We start from the raw sequence: 17200 nt of genomic DNA, 5'->3' as shown, positions 1-17200 counted from the left end.
TCACTAAAACTCACACAGTAGCAAGCCATAAGCTACATTTCCCGATAATTTAGCCAGGTGAAGCAGCTCGCTGGTGAAGATGAAAATAATATTTCAGTCTGGCACTTTTACAGATTGAAATATCGTGCGCCTTAGTCTTGCTGTACCTGAGCAAAATTAACTGAAATCTCTTGTATTTTTACCCCCTAATCCGAAGCTTTATAAAAATAGTGCTTAAATTTTAACTGTCGATTTAAAGCATGCTAATATGCCAGGCATAAAGAAAATACTGCTTAAATCATGTCAACGATCAACAAAAAGCTGTTTAAACGCCTACACTTAAATCATGCCTATGGACAGCTGATTGCGCTGATTTTTGTGCCAATTACCATTTTGGCCTGTGTCGGTGCCATGCTGGTGTTGACTGAAACCTCAAATGCCGCACGTGCCCAGCAGAAGCAGATGGCCATTGCGATTCTGACTCGCTTTCAAGGCACTTCAGAATATGCCCTGGATATCTTGAACCTGTATCCATGGCAATATGACCAAGCCCACAACGCCATGCAGAACATGCTGAATGAAAAGCATCTGGTTCGGGCAGCGGTTCTAGACGAAAATGGCAAGAACCGTTTGGGCATCGGCTTTCAGGAACAGGCACCTTGGCCAGAATTTGAGAAAAGCGGCAATTTTGTTGGTCCGATTCTGCATCAAGATAATCATATCTATGCCATTAAAGTGAATGAAAACACTTTTTCTACCGGCTGGCTGGCGATCGAACTGGATAACCAGCCGCTAGCAATTGCCCGTTACCGAGTACTGATCGTACTGATTGCGACCGGATTACTGACCTTATTATTGTTATTACTTTGCTTGAATTTCTACTCACGGCGCTGGATCGCCCCAATGTATGAGATTCGCATGCAATTGCAACGCCTGAATGCCGATACCCTCGGCCAGCATATGGTGATTAACAGCACCGGCGAGCTGCGTTTATTGCAACGTGATATCGCCAATGTGGTGAAACGTTTGCATTTCAGCTTTCTGGAACTGCGTGAACATACCGAACAGACCGAAGACGATTTACGCCGCACCCTCGACACTTTAGAAGTCCAGAATATTACCTATCGTCAGGCACGCGACCAGGCGATCTCGGCCAACCAGGCCAAGTCGGTGTTTCTGGCCAATATTTCCCATGAATTGCGCACCCCGCTGAACAGTATTGATGGTTTTATTCATCTGTTGTTACGTCAGGGCAATCTCAGCAACGAGCAGAGCCTGTATTTGCAGACCATTCGTAAGTCTTCGGCGCATTTGCTGGCACTGATCAATGATGTTCTGGATTTTTCCAAAATTGATGCCGGCAAACTGGAACTGGAAACGGCACCTTTTGATCTGGAAGAAGCGATTTTTGATGTGATGGACATGTTGTCACCTCTGGCAGCACAAAAACATATTGATATGGCCTTCTATTATGCAGATGGTGTGCCAAAACACATTATTGGTGATGCGCTACGATTTAAACAGATTCTGACCAACCTGATTTCCAATGCGATCAAATTCACTCCGGATGGAGAAATCATTGTCCGGGCACGCATGGAACATGATGGAATGGATCAGTGTGTGCTGCATTTTAGTGTACAGGATAGCGGCATTGGCCTGAGTGGTACCGACCGTAAAAAGCTGTTTGAGTCCTTCTCGCAGGGTGATACCTCGGTGACCCGTCAGTTTGGCGGTACCGGTCTTGGTCTGGCAATTTCCAAACAGCTGGTCAGCCTGATGCATGGCCAGATTGGCTTTGAAGACAATCAGGAACGTGCCCCAACCGAAAAAGGCTCGACCTTCTGGTTCACTGCCCAGTTCCTGGTCGATGAAGATACCGTGATTGAGCATCCTGATTTTAGCGAATTGACCGTGGTATCTTATCTTGCACATCCGGCAACTGCGAATGTGTTGCGTCATTATCTGGAAAATTATCAGGTTAAACATATTGAATGTGCATCGATTCTGGATCTGTTTAGCCGTCTGAATCATTTACAGAATAGCGAAAATACCTGGCTGATCGTCGATCATAGTGGTGACAGTGAAGTCTTGTTACGCGAAATCCGTTCACGTTATCAGGGTCATCTGGCTGTCTATGGTTATCAGATGCAACTGGATCCAGGCATGCTCAATGACCATCGTGCCCGTGCCCTGCATCAGCCACTCAGCCGCAGCGCGCTGATTCAGTTACTCGGCAATCAGCCGGTCTTCGATCAGGAACAGCATGAAGAATTCAATGGTCAAGGCCTGCATATTCTGGCCGTGGATGATCATTTGCCCAACCTGATTGTTCTGGAAGCCTTGCTGGGCGAACTCAATGTCACCACGACCAAAGCCCTCAGCGGACAGGAAGCGATCGATATTATTCAGCGCCGTTATGAACAGGAACAACCGGCGTTTGATCTGGTGTTTATGGACATTCAGATGCCGGTGATGTCGGGGATCGATACCACCCGTGCCATTCGCTCGCTGGAATCGACCTTTGAAAATCATAGTCGCCTGCCAATTATCGCCCTGACGGCGCATGCACTTTCTGATGAAAAACATAAACTGCTGCAAAACGGCATGGATGATTATGTCACCAAGCCGATTCAGATCGAGCAGATTATCCAAATTTTGACGCACTGGACCACCGAGCATTTTAAACGGATTCCGGTACTGGAACGTGCCAATGTGATTGATGCTCTGGATCCGAATATTCTGGACTGGCAGCAAAGCCTGCAACTGGCAGCCAATAAGGAGGATCTGGCGGTAGACCTGTTACGCATGCTGGTAGACAGCTTTGCAGATGAACTCGATGAAATGCAGCAACTGATTGAACTGGAAGATTTCCCACAACTGGAACATGTACTGCATCGTCTATATGGCGCGACCCGCTATGTCGGTGCACCGACTCTGCAGAAAGTCACTGGTGGCTTTGAACAGTTCGTTTCGACCTTGCGTAAAGAACGTCGTAAGGCCGATGAAAGCTTTGTTCAAGACGTGTTGAAATATTTTGATGAACTCAAAGCCGTGGTTGAACAGGTTGAACAGGCTGCCCAGCAAATTTTGAAGCAACATTTGAATTAAACCTCTGAAGTGGCTCAGTCCATGACTTAAGAAGTGTGACTGAGCTGTCATGCAAGCCTAAAGGCTGCATGCTATGCTCAAGCCAGGAAAAATAAGGAAGAATGCCATGTCACTCGTGCGCTTGGAAAAAAATAACGGCATTGCCACTGTTACACTGAATCGTCCGGATAAACGCAATGCCATGAGCTTTGCCCTGCTGCGCGAACTGGTCGCGACTGCACAAAAAATCAAAAAAGATAAAAGCATCCGATGTGTGATTTTAACGGGAGAAGCCCAGGTCTTTAGTGCCGGTATTGATCTGGCCGATTTAAATAATCCTAAAAATCGTGCTTATGCCGCATGGGAACTTATTCGTCCGGGTCAAAGCCTGTTTCAAAAAGCATTTCTGGTCTGGCAGGAATTGCCAGTCCCGGTGATTGCAGCGATGGAAGGCTTCTGTTTTGGTGCCGGCATGCAGCTTGCTCTGGCCGCAGATATCCGCATTGCCCATCCTGAAACCAAAATGTCAATTATGGAAACCCGTTGGGGACTGGTACCAGACATGGGACTCAGCCGCTCACTGAAAGGCCTGATTGGTATTGATCTGGCCAAAGAGCTGACTTTGACTGCCCGGATTTTTGAGGGCGAATATGCCAAAGAAATCGGTCTGATCACCCATGTCGATGAACAGCCATTGGCGAGAGCACAAGCCTTGGCTGAAGAAATGCTGCAACGTTCTCCAGATGCCCTGATGGCTTCTAAATTTGTACTGGATGCCATGCAGCATCGTCCGAATAAATCCCTGCGTATGGAAAAAATCTGGCAATTGAAATTGCTGCTGGGTAAAAACAGTCAATTGGCCCGTAAAAAGGACAAAAACCCAGAGGTTCAGTTTGTACCGCGCCAATACAAATAAACCCAGTCTGAATCTAGGAAAGGAATAAACCAAAGCATGCAGTTGAATCGCGATACTAAAATTGCCTTTTTAGGTATGGGCCTGATGGGCACTCGCATGGCCACACGTCTGCTTCAAGCAGGTTTTCAGGTGGCAGTCTGGAACCGTACACCATCTGCCTGTGAGCCCTTGCTGGATCTAGGTGCAACTACGCTATCTTTGGATAAGATTACAGATTACCCGGTGATTCTGACCTGCCTGGCAGATGATCAGGCAGTGCAATCTGTTTTTGCTCAGATCGAACCGTATTTGGTTGCGGAGCAAGTGATTGTGGATTTTTCCAGTCTTTCGGTACAGCAAACTCAAGCACTTGCCGCGCAAGCACAGGCCAAGAAAGTAATCTGGATTGACTCTCCAGTTTCAGGCGGTACCGCCGGAGCTGAACAAGGCAGTCTGGTGATTTTTGCCGGTGGTAATGCCGCGACTATTGAAAATCTTAATCCGATCTATGCAGTACTTTCACAACGCGTGACCCGCATGGGTGATACGGGTACCGGTCAGGCGACTAAAATCTGTAATCAGCTGATTGTGGCTGCCAATAGCACCTTGATCGCAGAAGCGGTCGCCCTTGCTGGACTTGCCGGGGTGGATACACGTTTACTGGCGCCTGCGCTGGCGGGTGGTTTTGCTGACTCCAAGCCTTTTCAGATTCTGGCACCGCGTATGGCCACGCAAACTTTTGAACCGGTGCAATGGAAAGTACAGACCTTATCCAAGGATCTGAATAATGCCGTGCAACTGGCACAAAGCTTTGACCTGGATGTTCCGGTGGCGACTCAAGCTTTAACGCAGTTACATGCTCATCAAGCCCAAGGCTTTGCCGAAGCAGATCTGGCTACTGTAATCCAGCAACTAAAACATTCATAACGCTTGATTGATGCGGCCTTGAATATTGAAGAGAAAGACATGATTAAACTTGCCGTCAACCTGTCGATGATTTTTACCGAAGTGCCGCTGATCGAACGTTTCGCGCTGGCTCGTGCACAGGGCTTTAATCATGTGGAAATCCAGTTTCCTTATGAACTTACGATTGGCCAGATTCAAAACCAGCTCAGCACCCATCAGCTAAACTTGTGCCTGATTAATGTGCCGGCAGGTGATTTAATGCAGGGCGGTCATGGTCTGGCTGGCATTCCAGGACAGGAAATCGAGTTTCGTCATGCGGTTGAGCAGGCCATCCAGTATGCTACCGCATTGAATGTACCTCGGGTGAACATTCTGGCAGGAAAACAGCCTAGGGATTGTGATCTTTTACCCTGCCTGAATACGCTGGCGAGTAACCTAAAAATGGCCTGTTCAATGCTGCTTGAGCATCAAATTGAACCGGTCTTCGAAATGATCAATGGCACCGATATGCCACGTTTTTTGATTCAAAATGTTGCCCAAGCCCAGGAAATGCTGGAAGCGGTACATCATCCGGCCTTAAAAATGCAGTATGACTGTTACCACATGGCAATGATGGGCGAAGATGTCCTGGAAACTTTGCAAGAAAATATTGCCTCGATTGGTCATATCCAGTTTGCGGATTGTCCGGGACGACATCAACCCAATACGGGCTCAATTCAATATCATGATATATTTCAGTGGTTAAAACATAGTCAATATCAAGGTTATGTCGCTGCCGAGTATAAACCCAGCGGACATTCCAACGATTCCTTTGACTGGAAAGCTGAGTTCTTTCCGGAGCATGACTGAGTGGACTGCGGCTTCATTTGAAATTCAGGACTAAAACCGCTATATTAGACCATGCATAATTGTTAGGAAATTACACTCCCCATGAATTTAGAACCATCGCCCAGCGCTTCTAATTCTCACGATCTTACTATGAATTCAAATTCTCAAGCTGTACAGGACTGCTTAAAAGTCGTACATGCTGCACTTGAAGATGTAAAAGCAAAAGAAATTGTTGAGCTTGATGTCAGCGGTATCAGTAATGTGGCTGATGCTATGGTCATTGCAAGCGGTACATCGACACGTCACATCAAATCATTGGCCAATAACGTTGCTGAAGAAGCACGTAAAGCTGGCTTCCGCCCTCTTGGTATTGAAGGCGAACGTGATGCTGAATGGATCCTCATCGACCTTGGTTATGTTGTGGTTCATTGTATGCTTCCAACAGCGCGTAAATTCTATGACCTAGAAAGCTTATGGCGCAATCCTACAGATACTACTGACTCTGTAGCGTAAAAACCGAATATTCAAAAAAGCGACCTGTGTAGGTCGCTTTTTTTATGTGCGTATAAAAAGAATGCGAAATAAAAAACCACCCGAAGGTTAATGCCAGTCAGTTAAGCAATTGACTGGAATTTTCTTTTTAAATTCATGATTATATATGATAGCTGGAAAAGTCATCCGCAACTGTCTGAGGCAGGACTACATTAAAAAATGATTGTTTCTGCGACAAATTTGCTAGTGGATGGTGGCTGACGAGTTTTGCGGATGACAAATGCTTTTGGTTACTTTGGGCGGAACCAAAGTAACAAATGATATTGCAAATATTTGATTTAAAAAGTTAAGACTCTGTCGTGAACGACTGAAAAGTTAAAGAGTCTATTTCTAAATTTCTTAACTGATCAGCATTAACCCGAAGGTGGTTTTTTATTTAATCCTCCCCGACCCTCCTTTTTCAAAGGAGGGAGCCTTTATCAAAAAAGTCCCCCTTTAAAAAAGGAGGACTTACCTGACTAACCAATTTGATTTTGGAAGTTCCCCTCTTTATTAAAGAGGGGTTAGGGGAGATTTTGAATTAGTGACCCGTACCATTAATGGCTTTGGTCATATCCTCCACCACTTTCTTGGCATCACCGAAGATCATCATGGTCTTGTCATTATAGAACAAGTCATTGTCCAGACCTGCATAACCGGTTGCCATAGAACGCTTGATCACCATAATCGTACGTGCCTTATGCGCTTCCAGAATCGGCATGCCATAAATTGGCGAGGTTGGATCATCTTTCGCCGCAGGGTTCACAACGTCGTTCGCACCAATGACCAGCACCACATCTGTTGCCGGGAAGTCCGAGTTGATCTCATCCATTTCCAGAATGTCTTCATACGGTACGTCCGCTTCAGCAAGGAGTACGTTCATATGACCCGGCATACGACCTGCTACAGGGTGAATCGCGAAACGAACCGTTACGCCCTGCTCTTTCAGCAAGTTAGCCAATTCTTTTACCGCATTCTGTGCACGGCCTTGCGCCATACCATAACCCGGTACAATCACCACGCTGTCTGCATTTGACATCAGGAAGCCTGCATCATCTGCCGAGCCAGAACGGTGATTACGTTGAACCTGTTCACCTGCTCCTGCTGTCGGCGCAGCTGCACCGCCCATCGCACCACCAAACAAAACGTTGATGATTGAACGGTTCATCGCTTTACACATGATGTAAGACAGAATGGCACCTGAAGAACCCACCAGCGAACCCGCAACGATCAACATGTTGTTTTCTAGGGTAAAACCAATACCAGCTGCCGCCCAACCCGAGAATGAATTGAGTAGAGATACCACCACTGGCATATCCCCACCACCGACTGGTGCAATCCATACCCAGCCGAATGCCAGCGCAAGGCCTGTCATCGCCCAGAACGATGTCATATTGCCAGTCAGGAAGAAGTGAACACCAAAACCTAACATTGCAATAAAGATGATTGCCTGAACCGGTTTCACCCACGCACCTGAAATGGTTTTCGCCCATTTCTTAGCAGCCAGTTTGCCGTAAGCAAAGACTGAGGCGGTAAAGGTAATCGCACCCACGAAACAGCCCACAAACAGTTCAAATAAATGAACACGACTCATTTCATGAAAATTGACACCATTGGCAGCCAACAGGTCTGGACCTAGTTCAATCAGTTTGTTGTTGTGAATAATGGCAGCGACAGCAATCAGGACCGCAGCCAGACCTACCAATGAGTGCATCAATGCTACAGTTTCAGGCATCTGGGTCATTGGAACTGTACGTGCACGGGCAATCCCCACGATTGCACCCAGCACCATTGCGCCAATGATCATCCAGACCACCGGATTCTCAGCTACAAAGAAGGTAGTCACGACCGCAATGGCCATCGCGATCATCCCGTAACGGTTACCGGCAATCGCAGTTTTAGGACCTGATAAACCACGTAGCGTCAGGATAAAAAGAACGGCACCAATCAGGTAGAACCAATCCGCATATTCTCGAATCATTTCCATGGATTAACCCTCTTTTTTCTTTTGCTTAGGTTTAAACATTTCCAGCATACGTGCAGTCACTGCAAAGCCACCGAAAATATTAATGCTCGCCAGGAATACTGCAATCGCGCCAAGTACGCTCACCACGTTAATGGTCTGGAAATCCACGCTACCTTCAACGCCAATCACCGGCAGGCCAACGGTCTGAATCATTGCACCGACAATAATGATCGATGACAAAGCATTGGTCACCGCCATCAACGGCGTATGTAATGCTGGTGTTACCCCCCACACCACGTAGTAACCTACGAAAATGGCAAGGACAAAAATCGTAATTGTTTCAACCATGAGTCTTCTCCTTAACCACGTTTCAGCAGCACTTGGCCGCCATGAGTGACAAGTAGGGCTTTTTGAATTTCTTCTTCTGGATTCAGAACAAAATTCTTATCCGCATCAAATAGTGTTTCAACGAAGTTAAATACGTTACGAGCGTATAAAGCAGAGGCTTCAGTTGATACAGTCGACGGAATATTCGGAATGCCGAGAATTTTGACGCCATTGTCGGTATGGACTGTTTCACCGCATTTCGAACCTTCGACGTTACCGCCAGATTCTACTGCCATGTCCAGAATCACTGAACCCGGTTTCATTTTCGCAACTGTTTCAGCACGGATTAAACGCGGTGCATCACGACCCGGTAAAAGCGCTGTGGTAATCACGATGTCAGCATTTGATACCGCTTTATCAACAATTGCAGCCTGATCGCGGATGTATTCTTCACCCGGCATCCAGCCATAACCATTTTTGGCAGCATCTGCAGCTTTTTGCTGCTCTTCAGCAGACATCGGCACGTCTAGCCATTTACCGCCCAGAGATTCAACCTGATCTTTGGCAGTTGGACGCAAGTCCGTGGCTTCAACGATGGCACCTAAACGTTTTGCAGTGGCAATCGCTTGCAGACCCGCTACGCCGACACCCATAATCACCACACGAGCCGGTTTAACCGTACCCGCAGCAGTCATCAGCATCGGGAACATGCGCTGGTATTCAGCCGCAGCCAAAAGCACCGACTTGTAACCTGCAAGGTTGGCTTGAGAAGACAAGACATCCATGTTCTGCGCACGAGATAAGGTTCGTGGCAAAAGTTCCAATGCAAATGCAGACACGTTTTGTGCCGCGAATTGGTCAAGCTCAGTATTACGGTAAGGATCAAACATTGCCACGATAGTGGTATTCGGGTTGAGTTTTTGAATTTCCTCACCTTTCGGTGCACGAACTTTTAAAATCAACTGACTGCCGGTGTAGGCATCATCCGTAATTTTGGCACCAACTTGTTCATAGGCACTATCGATATAGGCAGCTTTAACCCCTGCACCACGTTCGATAATCACGCTATGTCCTGCGCTGATCAATTTCTTTACTGTCTCTGGCGTCGCAGCGACGCGATTTTCACCGACAACAGTTTCGGCTGGAATTCCGATCTGCATGAGCGTTCCTCAAGCTAATTTTTCTTAAGTAAACATCGTGTAAAACGATGCTTCCCCTCAGGATGTGTTCTTGTTGAATTTTTGGATTCTAATCAAACTGTTTGAAATTACCACCTACTATTTATTTAATAAATACCTATATTTTGAACTGATGATTCATAAAAATGATGCTGCAATAGCACATTTATTTAATTCTCTAGCTATTCATATTCGATGATTTTATAAACGATATTCATTCCACTGAATGAAATATCCAGATTTTGCTGGCGTAAATAAGCGCGAATTTCTGATTTATTTTGTTACATTGATGATTCTGACAATGATTGCTGTATTTCTTGATTCAGAAGCAGACTTTCAATTTCTCTAGTCCCTATAGATAGCGGCACTTTAGCTGCGTCGTTTTTTTAGTTTTGACTTTTTTGACAGATTTAGTACTCAAGCAAGAGCACTGTTTTTAGATGTTAAAATCGTATTTTATGAAATGATAGAATTTGTTTTGAGCAGATCTTCATCAGACATAATTGATACATCTGACAAAAAAATAATCGCCAAAATTTTATAAGACCCAAGTCTCAAACAGTCAGATAAAGGGTAGAAAAAACCTTGCGTACTATTTATTATATTAATGTACTGAACTTGATTCAAAATGGGAAATCCCATTTTTGCACCAAATTTGCGCAACAAAATAGAGTAAATATTCCACTTTTTTGGCTGAGTGCTTCTTTTTTATTGTTTCTAGATCAAGCTGCGCTTTAATGAAGCAACCCCATTATCAAAAGATAAAAAATTCTGCAAACATTCACTCATATTTTCTATTTAAAATTGCACTTCTTTCTTTAAGCTGCCTGAGTTCTAACGATTTTCAATGCTGGCAATATTTCTCTACTTTTAAAGCGAGAACTTCTGGCCTATAGTGCCCTCAATTTGAACATTATTCTTATTCCTCATTTCAATTCTTCCGGTCTGAATACAAGGTTAGCCCTATGCACACGCCTCTCGATATTAGTCAAAATAAGCCCTTATTATGGCTGATGGCGATTGCATGCGGTTTATGTGCCGGCGCGAACTATTATTGCCAGCCGTTGATTTCATCGATTCAGCAGTATTATCAGGTACCTGAATCACAAGTGGCACTTACTGTCACTTTTGCTCAAATCTCTTATGCCCTGGGCCTGCTGTTTATTGTGCCTTTAGGTGACATGCTAAATAAGACTAAACTGATCCCTTTCCTCATGCTGGGTGCCGCAGCAGGTTTATTTATTTGTGCTAGTGCTGTGAATCTGCCGATGCTCTGGGTCGGCACTATCATTGCCGGACTGTTTTCCGTGGCTGCACAGATTCTGATTCCCTTAGCCACCATGGCGGTCAAACCGGAAAAAACCGGAGAAGTGGTGGGCTTCCTGATGAGCGGATTACTGGTCGGTATTCTGCTCTCGACCAGTATTGCCGGATTACTTTCCGACCTGTTTCACTGGAAAATGATTTATATCGTCAGTGGCATAAGTATGCTGGCTTTAAGTTTTTATTTGAAAGGAAAACTACCGAGCCTGCCACGTCTGAGAATCAGCTATACAGCGATTTTTAAATCTATGGGGATATTACTCAAGCAGGAACCACATCTGGTATTGCGTTCACTGACAGGTGCGTGTGCTTTTGCTGCCATGAGTATGTTGTTCTCCACCATCGCTCTACTGCTAACGCAGGAACCTTTTCAGCTTTCTGATGTCATGGTCGGACTGGTCACGCTGGTCGGTGTATTTGGCGCACTTTCCACGCAGTTCATTGGCAAATGGGCCGATCGTGGCCATATCAAAACACTGAGCTGGATCGGCTGTTCTATCCTGGTGGGGAGCTGGCTGTTTTTATATTTTGGTGCAGTGTCTTTGCTGAGTTATATTTTGGGTTATGGGCTGATAAATCTTGGACTCGCGATTACGCACAGCTGTAACCAGAACGTAATTTTCCGCCTGCGCCCGGATGCCAAATCACGGGTCAATTCACTCTATATGACCTTGTATTTTATTGGTGGTGCATGTGGTTCAGCCTTAGGGGTTTATGCCTGGCATCACGGTGGCTGGAGCATGACCTGTCTGGCAGGACTTGGGCTAGCTTTGTGCGCTACCTTATTCGCCCTGCTGGATCAATGGTATCAGGCCAGAACAACTGCATAAGTATTTTGACTATATTTAGCTGACTTGCGCCGCCGGATAATAAGGCTTATTCAGATCAAGAGTTTGTGAATTTTCCAATAAAATACAGATAAAAACCGGCAATAAGGCTGCCAGAATCCGGCAGCTTTCCTCTAATGATTTATAATTCAGCGAGCTGTGATACGTGGCGCCACCCTGCATTATCTGATGGTGCAAGGTAGATAAACGCTGAAATATTCCAGCTAAAATTTCAACAGAATTTCGTTCTTTTAAAGCATGCTGTATATTTTTTTTCTGTGTTTCCAGATCAGCTTGACAGCTTTCCAGACTAATTTTCTGATGGCGATAATCCCAAAAGCTTTGTTCCACATAGGGACTGGCCAAGAGTGAGCGAATCGGCTGGTGGTATTTGTCCCAGAGAATATGATTAATTTTCTGATCCAGATCCTTTTGGCAGAGTGTTTCCAGAAACTGCTGCAGCTTGCTTTGATCTTGAACTAGATCACTCTCATCTGCATAAATCGCCTGAAAGCTGATCCACAGGCTGATAAACTTAAAATCCAGATCCTGATCCAAGTCTAGCGATTTTTTAAACCAGCCTAAGCCCCGATGAATTCTTAAATTAAAATGTGCCGAATTTTGTGCTTTATGGCTTTTATAAATTTCCTCCAATAACAACATGATTATTCTCCTTATTTCTAAAATTTTTATCTTCATCTTTCTCCTATCAAAATATACCATTCCAACTTGACTGGGAATTCCAATTTTATTTCTTCTTTCATTCCCTGGATTTACCGGGCTAGCTCAAGTTCGCCGGGTGGTTTTTCTGATTTTATGCTAGTATTACGCCCTCTTTTTGCGACGTCAGCCGATCCGGTTTTAGCCAAAAACCAATAGCTGAGTGATTGCATGGATTGCTTCTTCTTTCTTCCATTTCGTTAAGGCGTGATTTTGAATGACTGATCTGACCACCATTGAAAATAAACTTCAACCACGAATCAGTGTTGCGCCAATGATGGATTGGACATCATGATAAATTTTACCCTTTAAAAACAATTATTTATAGTATTTTTGAATTTTAGTGGCGTAAATTTGGTGTAAAATATCCAGTCATTATTATTTATTCTGATAATTTAACAGGCAGTCAAAGCTAAAAAAGTTAATAAAATATGCTTGAGATTAAAACACAGCATCCTCAAAGTCTACGAATACTTAAAAAGCAATGCTTATCTCAATTACGTGCCAAGGTGATAATCATAATTTATTGTATAGCATTCACTTGATGCAGCATAATTTGAACAGAAAATAAGGCTTCCCACAAACTAGCAGAAAGCCCTTAGCTCAATTATTTTGCAGGTTGTCCCCATTGGTTTGATTCTTGCTTTGTTTCTGAAACCAACCAAATAAATAGAGGAATAAGTCCAATAATTGTCAATGAAATAAGCATCCACCATCCAGAACGATTCACGTCATGCAGTCGGCGTGCAAGAACAGATAAGTTCGGTAGTAAAAAGACTAAATACATCAAAGCCATAATACCATTCAACCCATCATCACTTAAGTCAAGTATGGCAGCAATTATCCCTAGACCGAATCCGACAATAATCTGGAATAGGTAGAAATACCAATACTCTTTACGTCTTGCACGCCCAGAAAAATCGACATACTTCCGCATACATTTCATTGACCAGTCGAGAAGGTTATAATTTGCTTCATCTTTTAATTCTACAGCTGTGCCTGTTGATGCAGAAATTTGTTTTTTTGCTAGAGCTTGAGCTGGATACTCAAGATAAATACCAACAGCCTGACCAGACTCACTGACTTCAAAATCGACTTGCTGTCCGCGGCTTGGGGAAACATTTTCTTTCCACTCAGCACCTGTAAACTTATATCGATTATTATCTTGACCAGTAATAATCCCTTCATTTGTTTGAATACTAAAATCTAATAATGTACCTTTCATTCTGGTGCTACCCCTTAATTTAATATTTTAATTTTCATTAAAATTTCGATTTTACAAAAAAGTGTTATATTTCATTTAATCAAATTGCTATTTTAGTATTATTTCCTCACTAAAGACAATGAATTATAAGGATAAAAAATATTTTATCCTTATAATTCATTTAAAAAATATGTATGGAGTTTTGGATCATTTACAAGTCTAATATTGATTGAATTTGACTTATCCACTCGTCCAAGCATTCGACAACTGCTCAGCCTGCTTCATCACTAACTCAATCGCTTCAGCTGCTTTATCAGGTGGATACTTCCAACGCTGCAAAGTACGACGTACTAATATTTTCAGCTGAGCACGCACACTATCCCGAACCTGCCAATCGACCGTCGTTGATTTCCGTAGCTTCTCTGTAATCTCTCGTGCGATCTGTTTCAGCGTATCGTCTCCAAGCTCTCTGACAGCACTTTCATTATTCGCCAAGGCATCGTAGAAAGCGATTTCATCTGGATTTAACCCAAGTGATGCTTCACGCTGCATCTCTGCCTGAAATTCTTTTGCCATTTGAATGAGTTCTTCAATGACCTGAGAAGTTTCAATCGCTCGGTTATTGTATTTCCTCAAGGTTTCCTGCAAACGGTCAGAGAAGCGTTTTTCCTGTACCACATTGTTTCGCGTCTTTGCTTTAATGCCGTCATTCAACAACTTTTCTAGAAGTTCAACTGCCAAATTACGATATGGCATCTGCCGTACATCTTCTAAGAACTCATCTGAAAGCAAGCCAATGTTTGGTTTATCTAAACCACACATTGCAAAAACATCTGTTACCCCATCTGCAATGACAGCATTATCCAGAATCTGTTTTAGTGTACTGTCCTTTTCAGCTTGCGACAGTTTACGATCTACAGAGGTATGCTTGCTAATGACCGCTTTAATGGCTGAGTAAAAGGCAATTTCTTTGTGCAGGTTCTTCGCTTCATCCAAGGTGCTGCATAAAGAGAAGGCTTTATTGGTTGCCAGGACTAAATCAAGAAAACGCTTTTTACCATCCTTTAAGCTCAGCACATAGTTAGCTGCGGAGATAATCAGTCGGTGTGCCTGAGTTTCATAAGCACTTAAATCCATGCCTACCTGCTCATTGGTTTTGGCAAACATTCCTCGTATGGCATCCATCTTTTCAGCAAGAACTGCATAGGCTTCTTCTGCACGTAAAGTCGGCTCACCTTTACCTTTGGCATCGGTATAGGTTTTTAATGCTTGCTTCAATTCATTAGCAATGCCGATATAGTCAACAACTAGTCCACCCTGCTTATCTTTAAAAACACGGTTCACACGTGCAATGGCCTGCATGAGGTTATGGCCTTTCATTGGCTTATCGATATACATGGTGTGTGTACACGGTGCATCAAAACCTGTAAGCCACATATCGCGTACAATCACCAGTTGCAGGGGATCGTTTACATCCTTGAATCGTTTTTCCAGACGCTTTTTAACTTGCTTGTTGTAAATATGTGGCTGTAACAATGGTTTATCTGAAGCTGAACCTGTCATCACAATTTTGATTTTACCCTTTTCAGGATCAGGGTCATGCCAATCTGGGCGCAAAGCAACAATCTCATTGTAGAGATGAACACAAATCTCTCGGCTCATCGTGACAATCATACCTTTACCTGCCGTGGCTTCGGTTCGGGCTTCAAAGTGTGTGACTAAATCCGCAGCAATCTGTTTTAGTCGTGGTGTGGCACCCACCAGTTTTTCTAGTCGGCTCCACTCACTCTTGGTCTTTTCTCGGTTACCAACATCTTCTTCATCTTCTACAACTTCATCGACTTGATCAGATAAATCTTCAATTTCAGTCTGATTGATGTCCAGCTTTGCCAAGCGTGATTCGTAGTAGATTGGGACGGTTGCACCATCATCGACGGCATCCTGAATGTCATAGATGGAAACATAATCACCAAAGACAGCTCGGGTGTCTTTATCCTCACTCGAAATCGGGGTTCCAGTAAAGCCAATAAAAGCAGCATTCTTTAAGGCATCGCGCATATGCTTGGCATAGCCGAACTTGTATGTGCCATCATTGCTCAGTTTTGCTTTCAGACCATATTGGCTACGATGTGCTTCATCTGACATCACAACAATATTATGGCGTCCATTCAATAATGGATGCTCACTCTCACCTTCTAGTAATGCGAATTTTTGTACTGTGGTAAAGATGATGCCACCAGACTCACGCTCAGCCAAAAGCTGTCTTAGCTCATCGCGGTTATTGGCTTGTACTGGCGTTTGCTTTAATAATTCTTGAGCATTGCTAAAGGTTTCAAAGAGCTGTCCATCCAAGTCATTACGGTCAGTCACGATTAACAAGGTTGGGTTGTGCATAGCGGGCTGCTGTAATAGCTTGCCTGCATAGCAACACATAGAGATACTTTTACCCGAGCCTTGGGTATGCCAAACAACACCTGCTTTCTTATCCCCATTCGGATTGGCTGCCGCAATGGTCGCTTGTACGGCTTCTCTAACCGCATGGAATTGATGGTAGCCTGCAATTTTCTTAATGATCTTTTCGCCATCTGTTTCAAACAACACAAAGAATCGGATGTAATCAAGAAACAATTCTCGGTCAAAGAAGCCTCGAATCACCGTTTCTAGTTCCCATTCTAAAGCAGGTTTATCATCTTCATTCTTGATGGTACGCCACGGCAAAAAGCGTTCCTGATTCGCAGTCAGTGAACCCACACGAGCCGTTACGCCATCACTCACCACCAAGGCTTCATTAAAAACAAACAGATCCGAGATTTCTTCTTTATAGGTTTGCAGCTGGTTAAAGGCATCCCAAATATCCGCATTTTCATCGGTTGGACTTTTTAACTCCAACACAGCAAACGGAATACCGTTGATAAAGCAAATGATATCAGGACGTCGAGGTTGTTTAGTACCTAGAATAGTAAATTGATTAATCGCCACAAATCGGTTTTGATGCACATGGCTGAAATCCACCAAGAAGGCATGGTCATGTACCCAATCGTCCTGTTTCTTATAGGTGACAGGTACACCTTCCAATAACATACGGTGGAAAGCACGGTTATTAATGACTAAATCCAAATTTTCAGGCTTGCTCAGTTTTTGCCAAACCTGCTCAAAACAGCTTGCAGGCAAATGGGGATTTAAGCGTTCAAAAGCCGCCTGTAAATCAGCTTCGATTAAAATCTGTTTATAGTCTTTGCGTAGAGGATTACTGCTATCCGGTGCAATATCAATACCATGAACGACTTCCCAGCCATTTTCGGCGAACCAATCGAGGCAAAGGTTTTCAAGTTGTGTTTCGTTCATGGATTCCCCCTATTCATTTAAACTTTAAATTCTGATCTTTAATTACCATTTATATAGACATTATCTTTTGTAACTGCTATTGCG

12 protein-coding genes are annotated in these 17200 nt (G+C 43.9%); 6 read left to right on the top strand and 6 right to left on the bottom strand.

Annotated features, from left to right (window positions below):
* The first annotated feature begins 279 nt into the window (after positions 1 to 279).
* The 5 genes from H0S56_RS02715 to rsfS all read left to right on the top strand — a co-directional run bounded on the left by H0S56_RS02715 (position 280) and on the right by rsfS (position 6208).
* A complete protein-coding gene (locus H0S56_RS02715) occupies positions 280 to 3087 on the top strand; it encodes a GacS-like sensor histidine kinase (protein ID WP_195725601.1) in 2808 nt (935 codons plus the stop codon).
* 106 nt (positions 3088 to 3193) lie between these two features.
* Positions 3194 to 3982 (top strand): crotonase/enoyl-CoA hydratase family protein, encoded by a 789-nt coding sequence (locus H0S56_RS02710; RefSeq protein ID WP_004645147.1) that lies wholly within the window; start codon positions 3194 to 3196, stop codon positions 3980 to 3982.
* 36 nt (positions 3983 to 4018) lie between these two features.
* Positions 4019 to 4888, top strand: coding sequence for an NAD(P)-dependent oxidoreductase (locus H0S56_RS02705; protein WP_195725600.1), 870 nt, complete (start codon positions 4019 to 4021; stop codon positions 4886 to 4888).
* A 39-nt stretch (positions 4889 to 4927) separates the two neighbouring features.
* Complete coding sequence (locus H0S56_RS02700; RefSeq protein WP_005101810.1) at positions 4928 to 5716, top strand: hydroxypyruvate isomerase family protein; 789 nt, start codon at positions 4928 to 4930, stop codon at positions 5714 to 5716.
* An 81-nt stretch (positions 5717 to 5797) separates the two neighbouring features.
* Positions 5798 to 6208: a ribosome silencing factor gene (gene rsfS, locus H0S56_RS02695; RefSeq protein ID WP_004281644.1), complete on the top strand. Its 411-nt coding sequence runs from the start codon at positions 5798 to 5800 to the stop codon at positions 6206 to 6208.
* A gap of 559 nt (positions 6209 to 6767) precedes the next feature.
* Here the strand turns inward: rsfS and H0S56_RS02690 are convergent.
* The 3 genes from H0S56_RS02690 to H0S56_RS02680 are packed head-to-tail and all read right to left on the bottom strand — an operon-like array spanning position 6768 to position 9679.
* Positions 6768 to 8213: an NAD(P)(+) transhydrogenase (Re/Si-specific) subunit beta gene (locus tag H0S56_RS02690; protein ID WP_005252850.1), complete on the bottom strand. Its 1446-nt coding sequence runs from the start codon at positions 8211 to 8213 to the stop codon at positions 6768 to 6770.
* Positions 8214 to 8216: 3 nt separating this feature from the next.
* Positions 8217 to 8540, bottom strand: coding sequence for a proton-translocating transhydrogenase family protein (locus tag H0S56_RS02685; RefSeq protein WP_004281642.1), 324 nt, complete (start codon positions 8538 to 8540; stop codon positions 8217 to 8219).
* A gap of 11 nt (positions 8541 to 8551) precedes the next feature.
* Positions 8552 to 9679, bottom strand: a complete 1128-nt coding sequence (locus H0S56_RS02680; RefSeq protein WP_005106077.1) for a Re/Si-specific NAD(P)(+) transhydrogenase subunit alpha — start codon at positions 9677 to 9679, stop codon at positions 8552 to 8554.
* A gap of 983 nt (positions 9680 to 10662) precedes the next feature.
* On the opposite strand from H0S56_RS02680, the gene H0S56_RS02675 reads away from it, so the two are divergent.
* The gene (locus H0S56_RS02675; protein WP_195725599.1) at positions 10663 to 11850 is read left to right on the top strand and encodes an MFS transporter; all 1188 of its coding nucleotides are present in this window, start codon (positions 10663 to 10665) and stop codon (positions 11848 to 11850) included.
* Positions 11851 to 11865: 15 nt separating this feature from the next.
* Here H0S56_RS02675 and H0S56_RS02670 read toward each other — a convergent pair whose 3' ends face one another.
* The 3 genes from H0S56_RS02670 to H0S56_RS02660 all read right to left on the bottom strand — a co-directional run bounded on the left by H0S56_RS02670 (position 11866) and on the right by H0S56_RS02660 (position 17116).
* The gene (locus H0S56_RS02670) at positions 11866 to 12510 is read right to left on the bottom strand and encodes a hypothetical protein (RefSeq protein WP_195725598.1); all 645 of its coding nucleotides are present in this window, start codon (positions 12508 to 12510) and stop codon (positions 11866 to 11868) included.
* Between the two features lie 664 nt (positions 12511 to 13174).
* The gene (locus H0S56_RS02665; protein WP_004281638.1) at positions 13175 to 13792 is read right to left on the bottom strand and encodes a DUF805 domain-containing protein; all 618 of its coding nucleotides are present in this window, start codon (positions 13790 to 13792) and stop codon (positions 13175 to 13177) included.
* A 219-nt stretch (positions 13793 to 14011) separates the two neighbouring features.
* Positions 14012 to 17116, bottom strand: a complete 3105-nt coding sequence (locus H0S56_RS02660) for a type I restriction endonuclease subunit R (RefSeq protein WP_195725597.1) — start codon at positions 17114 to 17116, stop codon at positions 14012 to 14014.
* Positions 17117 to 17200 lie beyond the last annotated feature (84 nt).

The sequence above is a fragment of the Acinetobacter lwoffii genome, from assembly GCF_015602705.1.
GTDB lineage: Bacteria > Pseudomonadota > Gammaproteobacteria > Pseudomonadales > Moraxellaceae > Acinetobacter > Acinetobacter lwoffii_E.
This window is presented reverse-complemented; position numbering and strand designations above follow the sequence as displayed.

Excerpts from the sequence above, each read along its gene's own strand:
- H0S56_RS02715 (WP_195725601.1), top strand. The coding sequence starts at position 280 with ATGTCAACGATCAACAAAAAGCTGTTTAAACGCCTACACTTAAATCAT.
- H0S56_RS02710 (WP_004645147.1), top strand. The coding sequence starts at position 3,194 with ATGTCACTCGTGCGCTTGGAAAAAAATAACGGCATTGCCACTGTTACA.
- H0S56_RS02705 (WP_195725600.1), top strand. The coding sequence starts at position 4,019 with ATGCAGTTGAATCGCGATACTAAAATTGCCTTTTTAGGTATGGGCCTG.
- H0S56_RS02700 (WP_005101810.1), top strand. The coding sequence starts at position 4,928 with ATGATTAAACTTGCCGTCAACCTGTCGATGATTTTTACCGAAGTGCCG.
- rsfS (WP_004281644.1), top strand. The coding sequence starts at position 5,798 with ATGAATTTAGAACCATCGCCCAGCGCTTCTAATTCTCACGATCTTACT.
- H0S56_RS02690 (WP_005252850.1), bottom strand. The coding sequence starts at position 8,213 with ATGGAAATGATTCGAGAATATGCGGATTGGTTCTACCTGATTGGTGCC.
- H0S56_RS02685 (WP_004281642.1), bottom strand. The coding sequence starts at position 8,540 with ATGGTTGAAACAATTACGATTTTTGTCCTTGCCATTTTCGTAGGTTAC.
- H0S56_RS02680 (WP_005106077.1), bottom strand. The coding sequence starts at position 9,679 with ATGCAGATCGGAATTCCAGCCGAAACTGTTGTCGGTGAAAATCGCGTC.
- H0S56_RS02675 (WP_195725599.1), top strand. The coding sequence starts at position 10,663 with ATGCACACGCCTCTCGATATTAGTCAAAATAAGCCCTTATTATGGCTG.
- H0S56_RS02670 (WP_195725598.1), bottom strand. The coding sequence starts at position 12,510 with ATGTTGTTATTGGAGGAAATTTATAAAAGCCATAAAGCACAAAATTCG.
- H0S56_RS02665 (WP_004281638.1), bottom strand. The coding sequence starts at position 13,792 with ATGAAAGGTACATTATTAGATTTTAGTATTCAAACAAATGAAGGGATT.
- H0S56_RS02660 (WP_195725597.1), bottom strand. The coding sequence starts at position 17,116 with ATGAACGAAACACAACTTGAAAACCTTTGCCTCGATTGGTTCGCCGAA.